The sequence below is a fragment of the Devosia sp. 63-57 genome (assembly GCF_001899045.1).
In the GTDB taxonomy this organism is placed as follows: Bacteria; Pseudomonadota; Alphaproteobacteria; order Rhizobiales; family Devosiaceae; genus Devosia; species Devosia equisanguinis.
On record NZ_MKUY01000005.1, the window covers coordinates 2160257 to 2181284 of the forward strand.

Genomic DNA, 21028 nt, shown 5'->3' on the forward strand with positions numbered 1-21028 from the left:
ATTTGCTTTTGCTGCTATTGTATGCGCTCGCTGGCATAGCCGCGCTTTTGCAGCATCTTGACCACGCTGGTCGAGCCGGTCATATGCGCGGCGCCGACAATCAGGAGCGCCTCCTCGTTTCGCTCCAGCATGCCGGCAATCTGGTCTGTCCAATTGGCATTGCGCTGATCGATGAGCCGGCTGACCATGCCACTGTCATATCCGCCCATCTGTTCCATGAAGATTTCGCCCAAGGCATCCGGATCACCGTCCATCCATGCGGCAACCATGGCGTCGAGGTCGGTCATCATGACGTGGAGCGTGTCGAGCGTGGCCTCGAGCATGGCAATCTGCTCGTCCATGGTTCCGCCGCCGAGAAAGCCGATCTGCTCCTCCGGTGTTTCCAGAAAGCCCTGACGCTCTTTAGGCACTTCGCGGCCCAGCACATTTTCGACGCCGAGGGTCGGATCGTATCCCGACCCCGCCATGACGCCGACAGAAATGGTGGTAGCGGCCATCCATGGCTGCATGGTGAGAAGGAAGGGCATCGGCATGTCATAGGCCTTGGCGGCCTCGCGCAGCCGATCGGTCAGTTCCGGGCCGATATGCTGGTTGAGCAGGGTGCCGTCATTGCTGAACCCCAGCTTGATTGTCAGGGGCGTAATCGTCAGCTGCGCTTCCGGACTGATGTCGGTTTCGAAGTAGACCCGGTCGGCCGTCTGCAGAAGATCGTCCAGGACTTCGCTGCGCCAGTCGATGTCGGGTGGCAGCAAGTGCACGGAGCCAAACAGCCAGATTGAACTGTCCTCGTCGCTGATCTTCCAAAGCGCGGGTGCCGCTGACGCTGACGTGCACATGGCCAGAACTGCGGAGAAAGTAGCGAGGAAATGTCGGGCTTTCATGGGATCACTCCGGCAAATGGAACATCTGACCAGCCGGCGAACCGAGCTGAACACGCTTACCGTAGTGCAAAAAAGCAAAGCGCCGCAATCTCTTGCGGCGCCAGACGGAATCACAATGTCAGCTGGATCAGTGCGTCCAGGGCGTCTTGCGGTCGGACCTGAAGTTGTCCGGATAGCTGACGCGCTTGGGCGTCGGCTCATGCGCGGGCTGGACGGTATAGGCAATGCCGTTGCGCTGAGCATAGGCCTCGGCCAGTTCAAGCGTCTCGAACGACAGGCGTACCTGCTGCTCCATATCGGATGAGCTTGTATAGCCCATCAGCGGATCGATGGTGCGCGGAACCGCCAGTTCATGCACCAGAACCCATTGCTTCGACTTGCCCCTGCCGGACTGCATGGCGTTGCGGGCAGGGCGGTAGATACGGGCGGTCATGCAGAATCCTCAACACGATGCGGTGTGATGGTCGGAGTACAAAGATTCGAACTTTGGACCCCCGGTTCCCAAAACCGGTGCTCTACCAGGCTGAGCTACACTCCGAGATCACGTGCATCCGTTAGCCTGTTCCTGGGCAAAGGGCAAGTGCCGAGCGGCAGATGCGGGCAGATGTTCACTGCCCGCAAAAAAACTCTTGGCTTACCGGGCCTTGGCGTAACGCGCCAAGCCATCGGCGAGGTCGGACTTGAGGTCTTCCATGTCTTCGAAACCGATATGCAGGCGCAGCAAATGACCTTCACTGTTCCATGGGACAGCCGTACGGTTCTTCACCAGCTTGGCCGGTAGGCAGAGGCTTTCATAGCCGCCCCAGGAATAGCCCATGCTGAAGATGCGCAGATCATCGACGAAAGCGGCAAGGGCCGATCGTGGCCCCGGTGGCAGGAGGAAGGAGAACAGACTGCCCGAACCGGTGAAGTCGCGCTTCCACAGCGCATGGTCGGGATGGCTCGGCAGGGCAGGGTGTAGCACGCTTACGACGCCATCCTGTTGCTCCAGCCAGCTGGCGAAATCAAGCGCCCGACGTTCATGCTCGCGCATGCGAATGGCAAGGGTCTTTAAGCCACGCGACAGCAGGAAGGCTTCGTCGCCTGAAGTGTAGAATCCAAGCAGCCGGCGGGTGCTCTCCACATCTTTCCACGCGGCCTCCGTGGTCGAGATGGTGCCGCCAAAGGTGTCGGAATGGCCGGAAAACATCTTGGTTGCCGAATGCACCACAATGTCGGCACCGAGCGCCAGCGGCTTATAAAACAGGGGGCTCGCCCAGGTGTTGTCAACGATGACCCGGATGTCGTGCTTGTGGGCGGCGGCGGCGATCGCCGGCAGGTCCTGTACTTCAAAAGTCAGCGACCCCGGACTTTCCACGAAGATGGCGCGCGTATTGGCCTGAATCAGCTCGGCTATGCCTCCGCCGATGCGCGGGTCGAAATAGCGGGCCTTGATGCCGACCTTGGCCAGGTAGCCGTCGGCAAAGGCGCGGGTTGGCTCATAGGCGCTGTCGCTGATCAGCACATCGTCGCCCGAGCGCAGACAGGACATCAGCGCGACAGTGATGGCCGCGAGGCCTGAGGGCACCAGCTGGGTGCGATGAGCGCCCTCGAGTGCCGTCACCACTGATTCGACACCATCGGTGGTGGGATTGCCTGCTCGCCCATAAAGATAGGGCTGCTGCTGGGAATCCAGATCCGCCAGAGTTTTGAACAGCACAGTCGAGCCCCGGAAGACTGGTGTGTTCACAAAGCCGAAATGGTCGTTCGGCTCACGGCCGCCATGGGTCAGGATCGTCTCGACCGCCGTGTTTGCTGGGATTTTGTTGTTCTGGTCGCTCATCTATCGACTGCTCAAAAACGGATCACATTCATCATCTGGCTAAAAAAGAGACAGAGATGCTGTCCCAATGTACCTTCTGCCCTTGACGTTACGGTCAATAGACGCTTGCATGCTTAACAGCATCACAACCGTCACACAAAGGCGGTGGTGCAATCGGAGCCTCGGCAAACTTGATAGGTTCCGAATAGACGACAGGGTCAGGAAACAAAAAGGCAAATAAATGCAAAAAGCGCTCGTATCGATCGCAGTCGCGGCCTCGCTGGGGCTCGGCGCGACCGCCGCACAGGCGGCAATCCTTGATGATGTCAAGGCAAAGGGATTTATCCAGTGCGGCGTGACCGGTGGCGTCGCCGGTTTCTCTGCTCCCGACTCCAACAATGTGTGGACTGGCCTGGAAGTCGACTTCTGCCGCGCCATGGCTGCCGCAATCTTCAACGACGCGGACGCCGTTCGCTTCACATCGCTGACCAGCCAGGAGCGTTTCACCGCCCTTTCCGCTGGCGAAGTGGATGTTCTCTCGCGCACCACGACCTGGACCATGAGCCGCGATACCCAGCTGGGCATCAGCTTTGTGGGCACCATGTTCTATGACGGTCAGGGCTTCATGGTGCGCAAGGAAGACGCCATCGATTCCGCACTCGACCTCAGCGGCGCTGCTATTTGTATCGAGTCCGGCACCACCACCGAACTCAACGCCGCCGACTATTTCGCCGCCAACAGCATGGAATTCAACACTGTTGTGTTCGTTGATCAGGACGAAGTGGTGAAGGCCTACGAAGACGGCCGCTGCGACGTTTACACCACCGACTCCTCTGCCCTCGCGGCGGAACGTTCTAAGTTCGCCAATCCAGACGATCACATCATCCTGCCCGAGATCATTTCCAAGGAGCCGCTCGGCCCCGTGGTTCGCGCCGGTGACACGCAGTGGTTCAACATCGCTCGCTGGACCTATTTCGCGCTGCTCGAGGCCGAAGAGCTTGGTGTGAGCTCGGCCAACGTCGATGAACAGCTCGGTTCTGACAACCCGGCCATCAAGCGCCTGCTTGGCGTTGAAGGCGAGTTCGGTGCGCCGCTCGGCCTCGACAATGCCTGGGCCTACCAGATCATCAAGCTGGTCGGTAACTACGCCGAGAGCTACGATCGTAACGTGGGTCCGGATACCCCGATCGGGCTGGAACGCGGCCTGAATGCCCTTTGGCGCGACGGCGGCATCCAGTACTCCCCGCCGATCCGCTAAGCTGAACGAATTGAGCCGGCGCTCCTTTTGGAGCGCCGGACTTTTTGTTCCGTCGACTGCGCGCCGTCTTGGCTGCGCGGCGGCTCTTCGCGGCCAAGGGACAGCATAAATGACAACTTACGATACGGGCCCCCAATCGGCCCCACGGCCCAGCTTTCTCAACGACCCGATGATCCGAGGGATCATTTACCAGGTGGTCGTGGCTGGCATCATCATCGCCTTCATTTCCTGGATCATCGGCAACACCGCCGCCAATCTGGCAGCGCAGAACAAGACCACCGGCTTCGACTTCCTGTGGCGGACCGCCGGCTTCGACATCTCTTTCTCGCTGTTGCCCTGGTCCCGCGCCTCCTACTACTGGGAAGCGTTTCTGGTCGGGCTCTTGAACACTTTGCTGGTGGCCGTGGTGGGCATTATCTTCGCCACCATTCTTGGCTTCACCATCGGCATTGCTCGGCTGAGCACCAATTTCATCGTCTCCAGCATCGCCACCGTCTATATCGAGGTGATCCGCAACATCCCTCTGCTGCTGCAGCTGTTCTTCTGGTATTTCGCCGTACTCAAATCCATGCCGGCGGTTCGTAACTCGCTGGAACTGCCCTTTGATTCCTTCATCAACCAGCGCGGCGTGATGGTGCCGCGACCCATACCGGACGAGCAGTTCAACTTCGTCTGGCTCGGCCTGCTGTTGGCAATTATCGGCGTCATCGTGCTGAGGCGCTGGGCCAAGAAACGGCTCGAAACCACCGGCCAGCGCTTTCCGGTATTCCTGACGTCCGTCGTTATCCTGTTTGGCGTGACGGCCTTGGTCTTCTGGGTCAGCGGTGCCAGCGTGGCTTTCGAAATTCCAGTGCTGGAGCGGTTCAATTTCCGCGGTGGCCTGCAATTGCCGCCCGAATTCGTTGCCCTCGCCTTTGGTCTCACCATCTATACGGCAGCCTTCATCGCCGAGACGGTTCGCGGCGGTATCCAGTCAGTCAGCCATGGGCAAACTGAAGCCGCCGCATCGCTCGGGCTCAAGGAGGGCGACCGACTGCGTCTGGTCATCGTGCCGCAGGCCATGCGGGTGATCGTGCCGCCGCTCACCAGCCAATATCTCAATCTGACAAAGAACTCTTCGCTGGGCGCCGCCATTGGCTACCCCGAACTGGTGAACGTCTTTGCCGGCACCTCTCTCAACCAGACAGGCCGGGCGATCGAATGTATCGCCATCACTATGGCCGTCTATCTCACATTCTCCCTGCTCACCTCGGCGATCATGAATTGGTACAACGCCCGGGTTAAGCTGGTGGAACGGTAGGAGGGCGCCATGACAGATATTGGTTTCGTCCGATCCGAAATTGTTCCTGCGCGTCCTGCGCCGATCCGCACCAGCGGCATTGTGGCCTGGGCTCGCAAGAACCTCTTCGCAACGCCGCTCGATTCAGTGCTGACTGTGCTCGGCGCGGCTTTCCTGCTCTGGGTGGTGCCGCCGCTTTACGGGTTTTTCTTCGGCAATGCCGTTGGCCCTGGTGGCACGGTGGAACAGTGCCGGCTTGAAAATGCCGGTGCGTGCTGGGCCTATATCGCTGCTGAGATGAACTTCTTCATCTACGGCTTCTATCCGGTGCAGGAGTTCTGGCGTCCGAACCTGGTATTTGCGCTGGGTGCACTGCTCCTGACGCCGATGCTGATCCCCAAAATGCCGTTCAAGCGCCTCAATGCGGTGCTGTTGCTGATCGTCTATCCGATCGTCAGCTACATCCTGCTTGCCGGCGGCCTGTTCGGCCTGCGAGTTGTGCCAACCGAGCAGTGGGGTGGTCTTCTGGTCACCCTGATCATCTCGGTGGTCGGCATCACCTTATCTTTCCCCATGGGCATCGTGCTGGCGCTGGGGCGCCAGTCCAACCTGCCGATCATCAAGACCGTCTGCATCATGTTCATCGAACTGATCCGTGCGGTACCGCTGATCACCATCCTGTTCATGGCTTCGGTGATGTTGCCGCTGTTCATGCCGCAGGGCATGACCGTGGACAAATTCCTCCGTGCGCTCGTCGGTGTCACGCTCTTCACCTCGGCCTATATGGCTGAAGTGGTGCGCGGCGGCCTGCAGGCCATCCCGCGGGGGCAATATGAAGCGGCGGCGGCCTTGGGTTTGGGCTATTGGAGACGGATGTGGTTCATCATCCTGCCCCAGGCGCTCAAGCACGTGATCCCGGGGATCGTGAACAATTTCATTTCCTTGTTCAAGGATACGTCGCTCGTCTACATCGTCGGCATGAGAGACCTGCTCGAAGCGGTTAAGACCAAGAACGACTCCGCCATTGAATGGCAGTCGGCCAATACTGCGACCACCGGCTATATCTTCGCCGCCATGGTCTTCTGGGTCTTCTGTTTCGGCATGTCCCGCTACTCCATCTTCATGGAGCGCCGTCTTAACACTGGCTACAAGAGGTAGCTCTATGTCTCAGGTTTCCGAAACCACCGTCGACCGTGTCGTCAACACCAGCCACATGCAGGTCTCCCAGACCGAAGTCGCGATCGAAGTCATCGACATGCACAAATGGTATGGCGATTTCCACGTGCTGCGCGACATCAACCTCAAGGTGATGAAGGGCGAGCGCATCGTCATCGCCGGACCTTCCGGGTCCGGCAAGTCGACGCTCATCCGCTGCATCAATCGCCTGGAGGAGCATCAGGAAGGCCAGATCATCGTCAACGGCACCGAGCTGACCGCTGATCTCAAGCGCATCGACGAAGTGCGCCGCGAAGTGGGCATGGTGTTCCAGCACTTCAACCTCTTCCCGCATCTCACCATCCTGCAGAACCTCACTCTGGCGCCGATCTGGGTGCGCGGCATTCCCAAGGCCGAGGCCGAGGCGACGGCAATGCACTATCTCGAACGGGTGAAAATCCCCGAGCAGGCCAACAAATATCCCGGCCAGCTTTCGGGTGGGCAACAGCAGCGCGTTGCTATTGCCCGCTCGCTCTGCATGCAGCCAAAAATCATGCTGTTTGACGAACCCACCTCCGCGCTAGACCCCGAAATGGTCAAGGAAGTGCTTGAGGTGATGATCAGCCTGGCCGAGGAAGGCATGACCATGATTTGCGTGACCCACGAAATGGGGTTTGCCCGTCAGGTCGCCAACCGCGTGATCTTCATGGACCAGGGCCAGATCATCGAGCAGAACGAGCCGGACGCGTTCTTCTCCAATCCGCAGCACGAACGCACCAAACTGTTCCTCAGCCAGATTCTGCACTGAGGCCAGCGGAACTCCTGCCCATTCCGGGCATGCCTTGCGGCACAATTAGTAGGGGGTCGAGCCGGTCCACGGCTTGACCCCATTTTTCTGGCTGCCAATATACGGGCAGGGACTGAAGCGTTCCGGCCGAAGCAGCAATTGAATTGCCGCCGGCCGACGCGCCAAAACAAGGACTTAGATCGTTCGCCGATTCAGGGAAACCGGCGAAACGACCTGGAAAGCCGGCAGATTGATCCGTTTTTGCAAGCCATTGCTGCTTCTGGCCGCGCTTTCGATCGGCCTCGCTGCGCCGCCGGCCGCCGCCCAGACGCTGGACGCTGTGCGTGAACGGGGTTTTCTGGTCTGCGGCTCGGCCAATCCGCTGGCCGGCTTTGCCCAGCAGGACAGCGATGGCCGCTGGTCCGGTTTCGATGTGGACCTGTGCCGTGGCCTCGCGGCGGCGGTATTTGGCAATCCCGATCTCATTGAGTTCCGGGCCTTTCGCGGCGAAGCGCGTTTTGCGCCGCTGCAAACCGGCGCCGTGGATGTGCTGATGCGGAACGGCGCCTGGGTTGCCGGGCGCGATATCCGCTATGGCGCCGAATATGTGACGCCCAGTTTCTTCGACGGCCAGGCTTTCCTGGTGCCGCAATCGCTGGGGGTGGTGTCGGCCTATGAACTTGACGATGTGAGCATCTGCGTGGTCGACGGCTCTGGCGAGTTGCAGGCGCTGGACGAGTTTTTCTTCGCCAATCAGACCAGTTTCAAGGAAGTGGTCTATGAGGAGGTGGCCGATCTCATGGTCGCCTACCGCTCCGGCCTCTGTCAGGTCGCATCGGCCTCCGGGCGGCAGTTGCAGGCCATTCGTCGGGAACTGCCCGATCCCGCCCAGCATCGCATCCTGCCCGAGCGCATTTCCAAGGAGACGTTGGCCCCGGTTGTGAGACAAGGCGACATCGAGTGGTTCAACATCGTGCGCTGGACCATTTTTACCTTGATCACCGCCGAGGAGGTTGGGGTGACCAGTCTCAACATCGACTCCCTGGCGGCTACGCGTACCCCGGCGGTCAAACGCCTGCTTGGCCTTGAGGATGATTACGGTGCCGCGTTCGGCCTGCGCCCCACCTTCATGGCCGACATTATCCGCGCCATCGGCAATTACGCCGAGCTCTATGACCGCCACTTCGGCCCGCAAACCGGCGCGGCCATGCTGCGGGGCCAGAACGCCCTGTGGAGCAATGGCGGGCTTCTCTACGCCCCCCCGATCCGCTAGGCCGGTTTACAGCAGTGGCGACAAGAGCCGCGCGGCCTGTGTCAGGAAATAATGCGGCAAGGAGCGTGTTTCGACCTCGGCCTTGCTGACCTGACGACAGGATTTGAAGTCGGTCAGCAACATGTCCTCGATCGCGTCCAACACAGTCTTGCCGGTGAACCAGAGCGTAATCTCGAAATTGATTGCGAAGGACCGGTTGTCGAAATTGACGCTGCCGACCGTGGCGATTTCATCGTCCATCAACACGACCTTCTGATGCAGGAAGCCGTCGACATAGCGATAGACGGAGATGTCGTGCTGCACCATGGCATCGGCATGGGCCATGCTGGCGAGCCAGACCATGGCGTGATCGGGATTGTCGGGCAGCATGATGCGCACATCGACACCGCGCAGGCGCGCGGCGAACAGTGCGGTGCGAATATCGGTATCGGGCACGAAATAGGGGCTGACGATCCAGAGACGCTTGCGGGCCCGCCCGATCAGGTCGGTATAGGCGATTGCGCACTCTTCCAGCTTGTCGGCAGGGCCCGAGCCCATCACCAGCACTGACTGGTCCCCTGGCGTATCCACAGTTTTGGGCGGCGTCGCTGGCAGCAATTCGCCCGTTGCCCACTCCCAGTCCTCGCGGAACAATAAAGCGCAGCCCAGGGCCGCCGGTCCTGACACGCGGACATGCGTGTCCCGCCAGTGACCGAATTTCGGATTCTCGCCGAGATATTCGACGCCAACATTGTGGCCGCCGACCCAGGCATGCTTGCCATCGGCCACCACGATCTTGCGATGATTGCGGTAATTGATGCGGGTCGGGCCATAAAGACGCATGAACTTATGGCGCTGATTGAAGCCTGCCACCTTGATCCCGGCATCGCGTAGCTGCGTGCGGAACCGCTTGGGCATGCCCGTGCTGCCGACATCGTCATACAGCAGGTAGACAGAAACGCCGGCCTTGGCGCGGGCTATCAGCCGCTCGGCCAGTTGCTGGCCAAGCTTGTCGTCACGGATGATGTAGAACTGGACCAGCAAATACTCCTGGGCCGCATCTATGCCCTCGAAGATCGATTGGAACGTTGCCTGACCGTCGATCAGCAGCTCGACGTCATTTCCGTTGAGAAAAGGCAGCTCCGACACGGCCACCTGTACCGGCCATTTGTCGTCGGTCTCTCGGTCGATCAGCGCAAGATCCTTGGCGCGCAAGGGCCGGTTGGCGCGGCCGTTCTTAATGCGGTCGGTTGCATAGTCGTCGAAGAATTTCCAACCGAAGATCAGGTAGAGAAAGGCCGTCGGAAAGGGCAGCAGGATCAGGGACAGCAACCAGGCGATAGATCCCTGGGACGTGCGGGAATTAAGGATTTCCCGGATCGCACAGACGATCGCAAGGGCGTAGATCGCCGCCATGACCAGGGCGACTATGTGTAGATCCGCCACTATGGCCCGCAGAATATCGTCTATGCCGAACACCTTGCCCCCGGGACACTGATTTGCGTCCGCACTGTATCAGGCGGCAAACCCGCGACAATCCCGAGTTGACAGCGTCTCTCGAGCGAGTAGCATTTGGATGAGGCTTCCTGCAGCCTGCCGCTCGCGCCCTAACAGGGACGGTGAATGCATGGTTTTGACACTGGTTTGACCCTGAACATGCGGGCAGGCCGTCAGCAATGCGAGCACTGACTACGAAATTGCCCGTCCGACAGGATCAGACCATGCATAGTTTCATGGACGCAAAACTCATGGCCAAATTGCTTCGGCAGGGGTTGGCAGAGCGAAATGTCAGCCTCAGCCATAGCGACTGTCTGGAACTGGTGGCCCGCCAGTTCGGGCTAGCCAACTGGAACATATTAAGCGCCCGTATCGACCTTGCCGACGCTGATATGCGACCGCTGGTCATGCCGGAGGGATGGCTCGACGCCAGCGTAAACCGCGATGGCTATTTTCGTATGGGACTTGATCCCGACAGGCTCGGCTGCGCCATGATCCAGAGCACACCGGTGGCATATCATGCACGGGATGCTCAGTTTGGCTCCATGGCCCAAATCATCAGTGCCGAACCGTATCGGGAGGCAGCGGTCCGGGTGGCTTGCGAATTGTCGTGCCGCGATCTTGATGGGGGCGTAACCATGTGGATGCGCATCGACGATGCTCAGGGCCGCAAGTTGCGCTTCAAAAATCTGTTGGATCGCCCGGGCATTGCCGCAAGAGGTTCCGAGGACTGGAAAGGTTTCGCGATCACGCTTGATGTCCCGGCGACCGCTGAAAGCATCTATTTTGGCTTTCTGTTGACGGGGCGGGGCACCGGCTGGGCTCGTAATTTCACGGTGGGGGCAGCTGAAGCCACTGAGGCGCTGAAGCGGCGTCGGCCTTATCGGTTTGACCGGCCAACCAACCTCGGATTTGGCCAGTGATGGCCAACGACCGGGCTGATCAGCCAGCCCGGGGTCGACGTAAACAGCGCCCTCGGGACGATCCGAGGGCGGTCCTGCCAAGCGGGGCGCGTTTGCCCATCAAGCCTCTGGCAGGATGACGCTCGAAATATCGATGGGCGTGCGTTCGACCATCCAGCGCGGCACCGGCAAGTTTTTCTCAACGAGGAATTCCGGATTATAGATCTTGCTGGCGTAGCGATTGCCATAGTCGCAGAGGATAGTGACGATGGTTTTACCCGGGCCCAGATCGCGGGCCATGCGCACGGCGCCAGCTATGTTGATCGCGCTCGAGCCGCCGAGGCAAAGTCCCTCATGTTCGAGCAGGTCGAAGATGTAGGGCAGGGCTTCTGCATCGGGGATCTGGTACGGCAAGTCGACCTTGAGATCCTGAAGATTGGCGGTGATGCGGCCCTGACCTATCCCCTCGGTGATCGAGTTGCCCGAGGACTTGAGCTCGCCATGGGCGTAATATTCGTAAAGCGCCGCCCCCTCGGGGTCAGCCAGCCCGATTTTTACATCAGGATTGCGCGCCCTCAGCGCCTCGGCGACGCCGGCAAGTGTGCCCCCGGAACCGACTGCGCAGATGAAGCCGTCAATGCGCCCATTGGTCTGCTGCCAGATTTCTGGACCCGTGGTTTCGATATGGGCGCGCTTGTTCGAGACATTGTCGAACTGATTGGCCCAGGCGGCACCATTCGGCAGTTCGGCATTGAGCTTTTCGGCCAGGCGCCCGGAAATCTTGATGTAGTTATTGGGATTCTTGTAGGGCTTGGCGGGCACTTCAATGAGTTCGGCGCCGTAAAGGCGCAGGGCGTCCTTCTTTTCCTGGCTCTGCGTCTCGGGAATGACGATCACCGATTTGAAGCCGAGCGAATTGGCCACCAGCGTCAGGCCGATGCCGGTATTGCCCGCAGTGCCCTCAACGATAGTGCCACCGGGTTTGAGCGCGCCCGATTTGACCATGTCATGGATGATGAACAGCGCCGCTCGATCCTTGACCGACTGGCCAGGATTGAGAAACTCCGCCTTGCCCCAGATGTCGCTACCGGTAAGAGCCGAGACGCGATTGAGACGGATGAGGGGCGTGTTGCCGATTGCGGAGATGAGGTCTTGGTGCTTGGCCATGGTCGAATTGTCGGTGGATCAAGCACTTATGGTAGGGGCGCCACCGGGACGGCGCAAGCGTTGCGGCGACTGAACGGCACGGCTTTTCCTCGCTCGCCTCTTCGGCGCAAGTGAGCTCGCCGGCTGATGCTCGCCGTGGAATAAGTTTTCGCCAGGTCCGGTTCAGCTTAGGGCCGCCGATGCATCAAGAGCCCGTTGCCGCGTGGCTTTGAGATCGGCGATGGGCCTTGGATAGGTCTTGCCGAGGACGATGCCTTCAGCGGTGAGGTCCGATGCCGCTGCCTCCCAAGGCTTGTGAACAAACTTGTCCGACAGTTCTGCGATCTCGGGCACCCAGCGCCTGACATAGTCTCCAGACGCGTCAAAACGTTCGCCCTGGGTTACGGGATTGAAGATGCGGAAATAGGGCGCCGCATCCAACCCTGAGCCGGCGACCCACTGCCAACTCGCGGGATTATTGGCCATATCGGCATCGACCAGGCAATCCCAGAACCACTTTTCGCCCAGGCGCCAGTCGGTCAGCAGGTTCTTGCTCAGAAACGAAGCCACGAGCATGCGCACCCGATTGTGCATGTACCCGGTCTCCCAAAGCTCGCGCATCCCGGCGTCGATGATGGGGATGCCGGTCTGGCCGGCTTGCCAGGCTGCAAGATCGTTCGGCGCGTGACGCCAGCGCATACCTTCATATTTGCGCTGCATGGATATCTCGGCGATATCCTGGCGGTGGTAGAGTTGGTGATAGCTGAACTCTCGCCATGCCAACTCGGACAGGAATTTTTCCACCGGCCCCGCCAATGTGGGCTCGGCATCGGCGCGCATGCGCGCGGCACGCCAGATCTGACGCGGACTGATTTCACCGAAACGTAGATGTGGGGATAGTCTGGAAGTGAGATCTTTGGCTGGGATATCGCGACCATCGGGGTAATCGGCGAGACGCTCATCAAGGAAGGCTCCAAGCGCGTCTCGTGCGCCTGCCTCGCCGATTGTCCAGTATTGCGCCATTTTCGGCGCCCAGAATGGAATGTCATAACCCCCGTCGACTGATCTGGTCTTGCGGGCTGCGCGTTTCTTGGGGGCCGGAAGCGGTGCTTCAATCGGTATGTTGCGGAGCGATTTCCAGAACGGCGTAAACACCGAATAGGGTTTGTGCTGGCCGGTTTCGATCATCCACGGTTCGACCAGCAAATTGCCCGGATGCGAGGTGACGGTGATCCCAGTTTTGCGTAGTTTCGATTTTATCGCTGCGTCGAGGTCGCGCTCTGCTGGCGCATAACGCCTATTCCAGTGGATCGCGGCAGCATCCTTATCGTGGGCGAATTTTTCAAGCACGGCCCCCGCCTGGCCCGACAAAACCTCGAAGACGATCCCGTGCTGGGCCAGGTCTGCTTCCAGCGCGACCAGACTATGGTGCAGCCACCACCGTGTTGCCGCACCCACGGGGCGCAGTTCCGGGTCGGTTTCATGCACATAGATGGCGATAACAGGCCGGCCATCATGCTCGGCAGCATGAAGGGCAGGATTGTCGGCTATGCGCAGATCGTTGCGCAGCCAGACGAGTGTGGGAGATGCGGTCACGTTCGGCTCCGGATGTCCGAGGAGATACGCCCGAAGCCCGCTTCCGGTTCACCCACGCCGGATGGTTATTCCATCAATTCGGCCAAGGTCTCGAGCGCCGCGCTCCAGGCTTCCATGGAGAAGATGCGCGTCTGTGCATCGGCGTGCGGCAAGCCCCGCTCGGTGAGCGTGATGCTGGTGCTGTCCTGGTCGATGGCCTTGAAGGTGAGGTCAAGCACGAACAGCAGTTCTTCACCCTCTTCCTCGTCACGGTGGACCCAGGAAAGCACAAGGCGCTCATCTTCGAGATAAGTCAGCACTTCGCCGCTGACCTCGTGGTCGGCTTCATCATCCTCTTCGGCAAAGGTGACGAAGCGATATTGTCCACCCTCGAACGCGTCGAACTCAGCCTCATCGGCCTGCCATTGCTCGATCAGTGCCGGATCGGTCCAGGCTGCGAATACGTCGCTGACATTGGCCTCAATGGTCCGCGTCAGGGTGATCTGGCTGTCGCTATCGCCTTCGAGTGCAGAGGTCATGCACGCTTTCCTTCAGGATAGAGTTCTGCGGTTCTCGGCAGGAAGATGGTGAGGATACCCAGCGCCGGCAAGAAGGCACAGATCTGGAACACGGCGATGATGCCGATCCAGTCAGCCAGCGCGCCCATGACCGCGGCGCCGAGTGCGCCGATGCCGAAGGCGAAGCCGAAGATGAAACCGGCGATCATACCCACCTTGCCGGGCACCAGTTCCTGCGCATAAACCACCATGGCCGAGAATGCGGACGAGAGAATGAGGCCAACCATGATGCTCATCACTGCCGTCCAGAACAGGTCCAGATAGGGCAGGGCGAGGGTGAAGGGCAGGGCACCCAGGATCGACACCCAGATCACCGCGAGCCGGCCATAACGGTCGCCGATGGGCCCGCCGAAGAACGTGCCTGCGGCCACTGCGCCCAGGAAGGCGAAAAGATAGAACTGGGCCTCCTGTGCGGACAGCTGGAATTTCTCAATGAGGAAGAAAGCGTAATAGCTCTTCAGCCCCTCGATATAGATGAACTTGCTGAGCAGCAGCGCCCCTATGACCACGAAGGCGACCATCAGCCGCTGGCGGGACAGCGCTGGCTTGGCAATGGCTGCCTTGGGGCGGCTGGCCGCTTGGCGCTGATGCTCGGCGTACCAGCGACCGACATAACTGAGAAGCACCACGCCGAGCGCCGCTACGGCCAGGAAATAGAACACGCTCGACTGGCCCAGCGGCAAGAGGATGAACGCGGCGGCAAGTGGGCCCAGAGCAGTGCCGGCATTGCCACCCACCTGGAATAGCGATTGAGCAAATCCCAGCCGACCGCCCGACGCCATGCGCGCCACGCGCGATGCCTCCGGGTGAAACAATGCCGAGCCTGTGCCGACGATAACGGCGGCGATGAACAACATCCAGAAGCCACTGGCAGCAGCAAGCGCCGCCACGCCGAGCGCCACGATCATCATGGAGATGGCAAGCCAATAGGGTTTGGGCTTGAGATCGCCAGACAGGCCGAACAGTGGTTGCAGCAAACAGGCGGTGATCTGCTGGCCGAGTGTCAGCAGACCAATTTGCAGATAACTCAGCCCGTATGTCTCCTTCAGCATCGGATAAAGCGCCGGGAGAAGGAATTGCAGCAAGTCGTTGAGCAGATGGGCTCCGCTCACTGCAAGAATAATGGTCAGGGCCGTACGCTGCGCTTCGGGCGCAGGTGGGGAAGAAACGTTGGTCATGGAAATGCTTCAGGACAGTTTGCACTGTCCTACCCCGGCGGCAGGGGAAGAGCAATCATTGTTGCACAAGAACTAGGCAGCCGCTTGTTGGCCCACGGCTTGCCGATGGGAGCGCCTCAGCTTTCCCGCATGCTTCCGGTCTTTTGGCGGCGCACATGCCAGGCGAAAGCTTCCTCGATGAGGTGCGGGGTATGTCCGCCTCGCGCCACGGCCCGCTCGAAATAGTCGCGCAACTGAGGACGGTAATCTGGATGGGCGCAGTTCTCGATGATCAGCGCGGCGCGTTCGCGTGGCGCCAACTCGCGCAGGTCGGCGAGCCCGCATTCCGTGACCAGAATATCGACATCGTGTTCGGTGTGATCGACGTGGCTGACCATAGGCACAACTGACGAAATGGCGCCACTTTTCGCCAGTGACTTGGTGACGAAGATCGAGAGATAGGCATTGCGCGCGAAATCGCCGGAGCCGCCGATGCCGTTCATCATCATGGTGCCGTCCACATGCGTCGAGTTGACATTGCCATATATGTCGAATTCCAGCGCAGTATTGATGCCAATAATGCCCAGCCGCCGGATGATCTCGGGATGGTTCGAGATTTCCTGCGGTCGCAGGATCAGCTTGTCCTTATAGGCCTCGAAATTGCCGAACACCCGTTCGGCGTAGGGCGCACTCAGGGTGATCGACGACGCCGATGCAAAGCTGAGCTTGCCGGCGTCGAACAGGTCAAATGTCGAATCCTGCAGTACCTCGCTGTAGAGACGCAAATGGTGGAAGGGGCCGTCTGCGAGACCCTGCAGCACCGAGTTAGCGATCGAGCCAATGCCGGCCTGTAGTGGCTGCAGCGTCAGGTCGAGCCGGCCGCTCGCGACTTCGCTCTCGAAAAAGGCGATGAGATGACGCGCGATAGCGCCGGTCTCGACATCGGAAGGCAGCACAGAGGATGCGCTGTCGGTTTCGTTGGTGATGACAATCGCAGCGATCTTCTCGGGTGGGATCGGCACATAGGGCGTACCCACGCGGCTGTCGCAGGCCATCAGGGGGATAGGCGCACGGGTCGGGCGCTTGGAGGGGATATAAATATCGTGCAAACCATCCAGTCCCATTGGCTGCGACAGGTTGATTTCGACGATGACCTTCTTGGCCAGGATGGCAAAGCTCGCCGAATTACCGATCGAGGTGGTCGGCACCAGTCCCCCGTCTTCATTGATGGCGGCCGCTTCGACGATGGCATAGTCTATGGGCCCGAGCTGGTTGGAGCGCAGATGCTCCACTGTTTCGCTCAGGTGTTGGTCGATGAACATCACCTCGCCGCGATTGATGGCTTTGCGCAGCGTCGGGTCGGCCTGGAACGGCATGCGCCGGGCGAGCACTTTCGCCTCGGTGAGCATGCGGTCGATATCGTGACCGAGGGAGGCGCCGGTAATCAGGGTGATCTTGAACGGATCGGCCTTGGCCCGGTCTGCCATCGCGACGGGAACGGCCTTGGCATCGCCGGCCTTGGTGAAGCCGCTCATGCCAATCACCATGCCATCCTTGATCAGTGCCGCCGCTTCATCGGCGGAGACGATGCGATCGAGAAGCGCTTTGTTGCGGATGCGGGCGGAGAGGTCGGCAGGGGTCATCGCAAACTCTGAATTAAAACGTCACGACTCCTCCTTGCCACGACTGTGTGGCAGCGCCTTGATCCCGGTCAAGCTCAACATTGTTGACACAGAAGTCGTGAGAACATAAAGTGAACAAAATGCATAGGCACGGTTTTCTGGGAACGGGGAAGGGCGCGCCATGTCGTGTCCGGGCCTGTTGAGAACCGCAGAATTGGACAGACTGACTTGCCTCGGAAAAGCTATGGTGCGGTCGAAGGGCAGGGCCGTGCACTGACGGCTATAGTCCTGCCCAATGGATCGAAAGCGTCCCGCGACAGGGCAGACCGGGACTGAATTGGAAGGAAGTGCGCCATGGCTGGCAGCGTGAACAAGGTCATTCTGGTGGGCAATCTGGGCAATGACCCGGAAGTCCGGAACCTGCCCAATGGCGGCAAAGTGGTTAATCTCAGTATCGCCACATCTGAAAGCTGGAAGGACCGCAATACCGGCGAGCGCCGCGAAAAGACCGAGTGGCACCGCGTGGTGATCTTCTCCGAAGGCTTGGTCCGTGTGGCCGAAAGCTACCTGCGCAAGGGCAGCAAGGTCTATATCGAGGGCCAGTTGCAGACCCGCAAATGGCAGGACCAGTCCGGCCAGGACAAGTACTCCACCGAAGTGGTGCTGCAGGGCTTCAACTCCAACCTGACGCTGCTCGATGGCCGCGGTGATGGCGCTGGAGCCGGCGAGGGCGGCGGTGGCTACCGCAGCAATGACGATGGCGGCTTCCGTGGCGTCAGCGATCGTGGCGGCAACGGTGGTGGCGGCGGCGGGCGTCGTCCGTCCTCCAACGCTCCAGCCTTCGAGCCCGGCGGCATGGATGACGACATTCCGTTCTAAGCGAACACAACAAAAAGGGCGGCCTCGGAGCCGCCCTTGTCATTCCATGGCTTTGCCCAAGGCTCGCCGATATCAGCGGCTGAACGGCACTTCGGCGCGCAGGCTGTCGCCGGATTCAACATAGACGACGTCGAAGGACACCTTGATGGCGTCGGCGCTGAGATGGATCTGCGCCGAAATATTGAGGTCCTTGCCGGCCTCGTCCTTGTTGCGTTCGCGCAGGTTGAAGGTCAGGCCGCCGCCCCGCTTCTGACCGACCGCGATACCGCTGAACGAGGCGTTCGAGGTCATTGCGGCTTCGAACCGCTTGTTGGCATCCACATAGGCCAGCGTACCGGCCACCGACAGATTGCTGCCGGCCAAAGTGCAGCGGCCATTATAGTTGACCTTGTCCTGGTTGCCCTGGCTCAGCGTCAACCGGCAGACCACGGTCTCCTGGTTGGCGCCGACCAGTACGCCACGGCCGCGCCACTCACCGATATAGGACTTGAGAAGCGCCACGTCGGCCGGCGCGGCGATAGCCGGACCAGCAGCGCCTGCCGTCGCCACCACCGCAGCCAGGGCGGCGGCTCGGGTCAGGTGTCCAAGTTTCGTCATGCTACAAAACCCTCCAGGATTCAAAAACCGGCCCCCCGGCAAAATCTCAGACCTTCTAGATAACAATAAATCGCGGATTCGGCGCGACGTTTTCATGCGGCGCCGAACTGGTGGAAACAAGCGCCACCTCAAACGGGCCGCGGTTCCCGCGCTTCGCCATCGGTGCCGCCATCGCCGGTGATTGTGTCGCCGGTAGGATCATCGGGCGTGGCCTCGTGGTCGGCGGTACGCACCCTGATTTTTCCGAGCGGCTGGAAGAACTTGCCACCCGCCATCAGCAGAGCGGGTAGGATGAACAGGTCCCCCAACACCGCCAGCGCCAGCGTAATCACGAACAGCGAGCCAAACAGCGCTACCTGCGGGAGCTCGGCGAACACCAGAATGGCCGTGCCGGCGCAGAGGATGATCGTCGTCGCCACGATAGCGCCGCCGATGCGCAGCAGCGTGTGCTTGACTGCATCCTCATGGCTACGCTTTTCCTCTCGTCGCCCGTGGAGATAGTGCGACAGGAAGTGGACTGTGTCGTCCACGGCAATGCCAAAGGCGATGGTCAGCGCGATCACCGTGGTCAGTTGCAGGCCGGAGCCTGACCACCACAGCCAGGCCTCGGTGCCTAGGATCGGGAAGAGGTTCGGGATGGCCGACGCCGCCGCGACGCGGAACGATTGGAAAGCAAAGCCGATCAGCGCCAGATTTACCAGCACGCTGACTGTAAGGTCACCCTGCAGGCCGCGCACGATATCGTCGGTTGCGAAGGTCGTGAGGATGTTAAATCCGCCCAGTTCGGCCTCCGGGATGCCCGAGGCATGCAGTTCCGCCTCCACCCGTGTCACCAGCGCCTTGAGATCGTTGCTGGCGATGACGGTGGGCATGAAGCCGGTGACCAGTGCCTGCGAGCCGTCTTCGGTGACAAAGCGTTTCCGCATGAATGGGCCGACAGCATTCAGCACCTCTTCGCGGGTGAAACCGGTATCGGTGTAATTGGTCATGCTCGCCGCCGAGATGACCTTGTTCTGGCCGAGTTCCTTTTCCAGAATCTGGTGCACGACGCGAATGCGCTGGTAGTCGACCTCGCCGATATTGGGATCGTGCTCGATCAGCGGCACACGCACATACAGCGGCGCCACGCCGCCGACGCCTTCGTCGATGCTTTCGGCAGCAGTCAGCGCCGTCGACCCCTTGGCGACGAAATCCTCGAATGAAAAGCGCGGTTGAATCAGGAAATAGGGGATGAGCAACAGGCCCGTGGCGACAATCGCCGCGATTGCGATGGGGCGCCCGAAGCGCTTGGCCAAAAACCAGCTGACCGGCAGTGGCGCGGTCAAGACAAGGCTGGTCTTGGGCGGCGCCCTGAAGCCCAGGCGCAGCGCCAATTTGAGCAGGAGCGGCTGGAAGGTCATGGTGCAAGCAAACAACAGGAACGATCCCATGGCGCCGGCCATGGAAAATTCGCGCACACCCTGGCCTGGCGTCAGCGATAGCGAGGCGAAGCTGACAATAGACACCAGCATGGTAAGGGCGGTAGCCGGCCCCACCAGCTTGATGGTGGCATCGACAGCCTTGTTCGGCTCCATGCCGTCCCGCCAATAGGCCAGCCAGTTGAAGGTGAAAAACATCGACTCCGCAAAGGAGATGACGAGTACGAGCGTGGTGACGATGATGGTGAGGAAGGAGAATGATCCGAAGAAAAGCAGGATCATGCCCATAGACCACATCACCGCCAGGAACGGTGTCGCGGCCACGATGAGCGCGCCGAAGAGCGACCGCAGCGCCACCAGCGCGATGATAGATCCCAAGGCGAAACCGTAGACCGTGAACTTGACCTGGTCGTCCACCGCCGCGTTGAGCATTTCGGTGGTCCATACCGGCGGACCGGTAATGTCGATGGTGAGATCTTCGCTTTGATAGGGGGCGATTGCGGCGCGCAAATCGGCGATCATCGCCTTGGCGCCGCGCTCGAGCACCGCCTCGCGGTTGGGAAACATGATGATCACCACGCCTGTGAGGTCTGGGGTGATCAGATTGCGCATCATCGGGTCATTGGCCTGCAGATCGGCCAAGGACATGGCCACCTCGTCTGCGGTCAGCATGCCTTCGGGAACAGCCGGCACAGAGCCGCCCTTGCCGTCGGGCTTGCGCAAGGTGAAGGGCGACATGGTGCCGACGGCAAAGTCGTTCAGTTCGAGATCGAAGGCGAGATTGCGGACCCTTTCGATCACGTCCGGATCGACCAGGTTCGGCGAGTTCACCAGCACATAGATGTCGTTCTCGAAGGTGCCGAACGTATCCGACAGTTTTTCATAGGCATCGTAATAGTGCCCCGAATGCGCATAGACCCGCAGCAGGTCGCCATCCACGTTGGCCTTCGGAATCTGCGAAAAACACAGGATCGAAAAGGCCAGCACGGCCAGCGCCATGATGCGCGGCCACTTCACCGTGGCCAGTCCTATATGCTCAAGGCCAAAACCGATGGACCGGTCATAAGTGATGCGGGCGACGATACGCTTGAACAAGGAAGGAGAAGACACCTGCACCCGACTCCGCACCACGGCGACAATTTGGCGCATTTTCTAAGTGTTTGTGGATCAACCGTCCAGCGATCCCGGTGATCTCGCGCCAACTGCGCCTGCGGGTGACGCAAGGCTGCAACTTGCAAGGCGGC

General features: G+C 60.2%; 17 protein-coding genes, 1 tRNA gene and 1 pseudogene. 7 read left to right on the forward strand and 12 right to left on the reverse strand.

Features of this window, described 5'->3' with window-relative positions; genetic code table 11:
- Nucleotides 1-14 precede the first annotated feature (14 nt).
- The 4 genes from BGO80_RS18635 to metC all read right to left on the reverse strand — a co-directional run bounded on the left by BGO80_RS18635 (nucleotide 15) and on the right by metC (nucleotide 2703).
- Nucleotides 15-881: a TraB/GumN family protein gene (locus BGO80_RS18635; protein ID WP_286722898.1), complete on the reverse strand. Its 867-nt coding sequence runs from the start codon at nucleotides 879-881 to the stop codon at nucleotides 15-17.
- A 127-nt stretch (nucleotides 882-1008) separates the two neighbouring features.
- Entirely contained in the window at nucleotides 1009-1314 is a 306-nt protein-coding gene (locus tag BGO80_RS18640; protein ID WP_286722899.1) for an ETC complex I subunit, read from the reverse strand.
- A 28-nt stretch (nucleotides 1315-1342) separates the two neighbouring features.
- Nucleotides 1343-1419: transfer RNA gene (locus BGO80_RS18645), tRNA-Pro, on the reverse strand.
- Between the two features lie 96 nt (nucleotides 1420-1515).
- Nucleotides 1516-2703: a cystathionine beta-lyase gene (metC, locus tag BGO80_RS18650; RefSeq protein ID WP_286722900.1), complete on the reverse strand. Its 1188-nt coding sequence runs from the start codon at nucleotides 2701-2703 to the stop codon at nucleotides 1516-1518.
- Between the two features lie 220 nt (nucleotides 2704-2923).
- Here metC and BGO80_RS18655 point away from each other — a divergent pair, with 220 nt between their 5' ends.
- The 5 genes from BGO80_RS18655 (at nucleotide 2924) to BGO80_RS18675 (ending at nucleotide 8434) form a co-directional block, all read left to right on the forward strand.
- Nucleotides 2924-3940: an amino acid ABC transporter substrate-binding protein gene (locus tag BGO80_RS18655; RefSeq protein ID WP_126151611.1), complete on the forward strand. Its 1017-nt coding sequence runs from the start codon at nucleotides 2924-2926 to the stop codon at nucleotides 3938-3940.
- Nucleotides 3941-4049: 109 nt separating this feature from the next.
- Nucleotides 4050-5240, forward strand: coding sequence for an amino acid ABC transporter permease (locus BGO80_RS18660; protein ID WP_286722901.1), 1191 nt, complete (start codon nucleotides 4050-4052; stop codon nucleotides 5238-5240).
- A 9-nt stretch (nucleotides 5241-5249) separates the two neighbouring features.
- Nucleotides 5250-6377, forward strand: a complete 1128-nt coding sequence (locus BGO80_RS18665) for an amino acid ABC transporter permease (RefSeq protein ID WP_126151609.1) — start codon at nucleotides 5250-5252, stop codon at nucleotides 6375-6377.
- A gap of 4 nt (nucleotides 6378-6381) precedes the next feature.
- The gene (locus tag BGO80_RS18670; protein WP_286722902.1) at nucleotides 6382-7182 is read left to right on the forward strand and encodes an amino acid ABC transporter ATP-binding protein; all 801 of its coding nucleotides are present in this window, start codon (nucleotides 6382-6384) and stop codon (nucleotides 7180-7182) included.
- Between the two features lie 229 nt (nucleotides 7183-7411).
- Complete coding sequence (locus BGO80_RS18675) at nucleotides 7412-8434, forward strand: transporter substrate-binding domain-containing protein (protein ID WP_286722903.1); 1023 nt, start codon at nucleotides 7412-7414, stop codon at nucleotides 8432-8434.
- A gap of 6 nt (nucleotides 8435-8440) precedes the next feature.
- Here BGO80_RS18675 and cls read toward each other — a convergent pair whose 3' ends face one another.
- Nucleotides 8441-9859: a cardiolipin synthase gene (gene cls, locus BGO80_RS18680; RefSeq protein WP_286722904.1), complete on the reverse strand. Its 1419-nt coding sequence runs from the start codon at nucleotides 9857-9859 to the stop codon at nucleotides 8441-8443.
- 275 nt (nucleotides 9860-10134) lie between these two features.
- Between cls and BGO80_RS19440 the strand changes: the two are divergent.
- Nucleotides 10135-10299, forward strand: a pseudogene (locus tag BGO80_RS19440) (glyoxalase superfamily protein); the annotation flags it as partial.
- A 633-nt stretch (nucleotides 10300-10932) separates the two neighbouring features.
- On the opposite strand, the gene BGO80_RS18690 reads toward BGO80_RS19440, so the two are convergent.
- The 5 genes from BGO80_RS18690 to scpC all read right to left on the reverse strand — a co-directional run bounded on the left by BGO80_RS18690 (nucleotide 10933) and on the right by scpC (nucleotide 16911).
- Complete coding sequence (locus tag BGO80_RS18690) at nucleotides 10933-11979, reverse strand: cysteine synthase A (protein WP_286722906.1); 1047 nt, start codon at nucleotides 11977-11979, stop codon at nucleotides 10933-10935.
- Nucleotides 11980-12141: 162 nt separating this feature from the next.
- Entirely contained in the window at nucleotides 12142-13554 is a 1413-nt protein-coding gene (locus BGO80_RS18695) for a cryptochrome/photolyase family protein (protein WP_286722907.1), read from the reverse strand.
- A gap of 65 nt (nucleotides 13555-13619) precedes the next feature.
- Nucleotides 13620-14072, reverse strand: coding sequence for an SRPBCC family protein (locus BGO80_RS18700; RefSeq protein WP_286722908.1), 453 nt, complete (start codon nucleotides 14070-14072; stop codon nucleotides 13620-13622).
- Entirely contained in the window at nucleotides 14069-15289 is a 1221-nt protein-coding gene (locus tag BGO80_RS18705) for an MFS transporter (protein WP_286722909.1), read from the reverse strand. The genes BGO80_RS18700 and BGO80_RS18705 overlap by 4 nt, the downstream gene beginning before the upstream one ends.
- 116 nt (nucleotides 15290-15405) lie before the next feature.
- On the reverse strand, nucleotides 15406-16911 hold the full coding sequence (scpC, locus tag BGO80_RS18710) for a succinyl-CoA:acetate CoA-transferase ScpC (protein ID WP_286722911.1): 1506 nt from the start codon (nucleotides 16909-16911) through the stop codon (nucleotides 15406-15408).
- 333 nt (nucleotides 16912-17244) lie between these two features.
- On the opposite strand from scpC, the gene ssb reads away from it, so the two are divergent.
- Nucleotides 17245-17769 carry a single-stranded DNA-binding protein gene (gene ssb / locus BGO80_RS18715; protein WP_126151600.1) on the forward strand — a complete coding sequence of 175 codons (525 nt, stop codon included), beginning with the start codon at nucleotides 17245-17247 and terminating at the stop codon, nucleotides 17767-17769.
- Nucleotides 17770-17841: 72 nt separating this feature from the next.
- Here the strand turns inward: ssb and BGO80_RS18720 are convergent, their stop codons facing one another.
- Nucleotides 17842-18366 carry a hypothetical protein gene (locus BGO80_RS18720; protein WP_286722912.1) on the reverse strand — a complete coding sequence of 175 codons (525 nt, stop codon included), beginning with the start codon at nucleotides 18364-18366 and terminating at the stop codon, nucleotides 17842-17844.
- A 128-nt stretch (nucleotides 18367-18494) separates the two neighbouring features.
- Nucleotides 18495-20894: an efflux RND transporter permease subunit gene (locus BGO80_RS18725; protein ID WP_164550446.1), complete on the reverse strand. Its 2400-nt coding sequence runs from the start codon at nucleotides 20892-20894 to the stop codon at nucleotides 18495-18497.
- Nucleotides 20895-21028 lie beyond the last annotated feature (134 nt).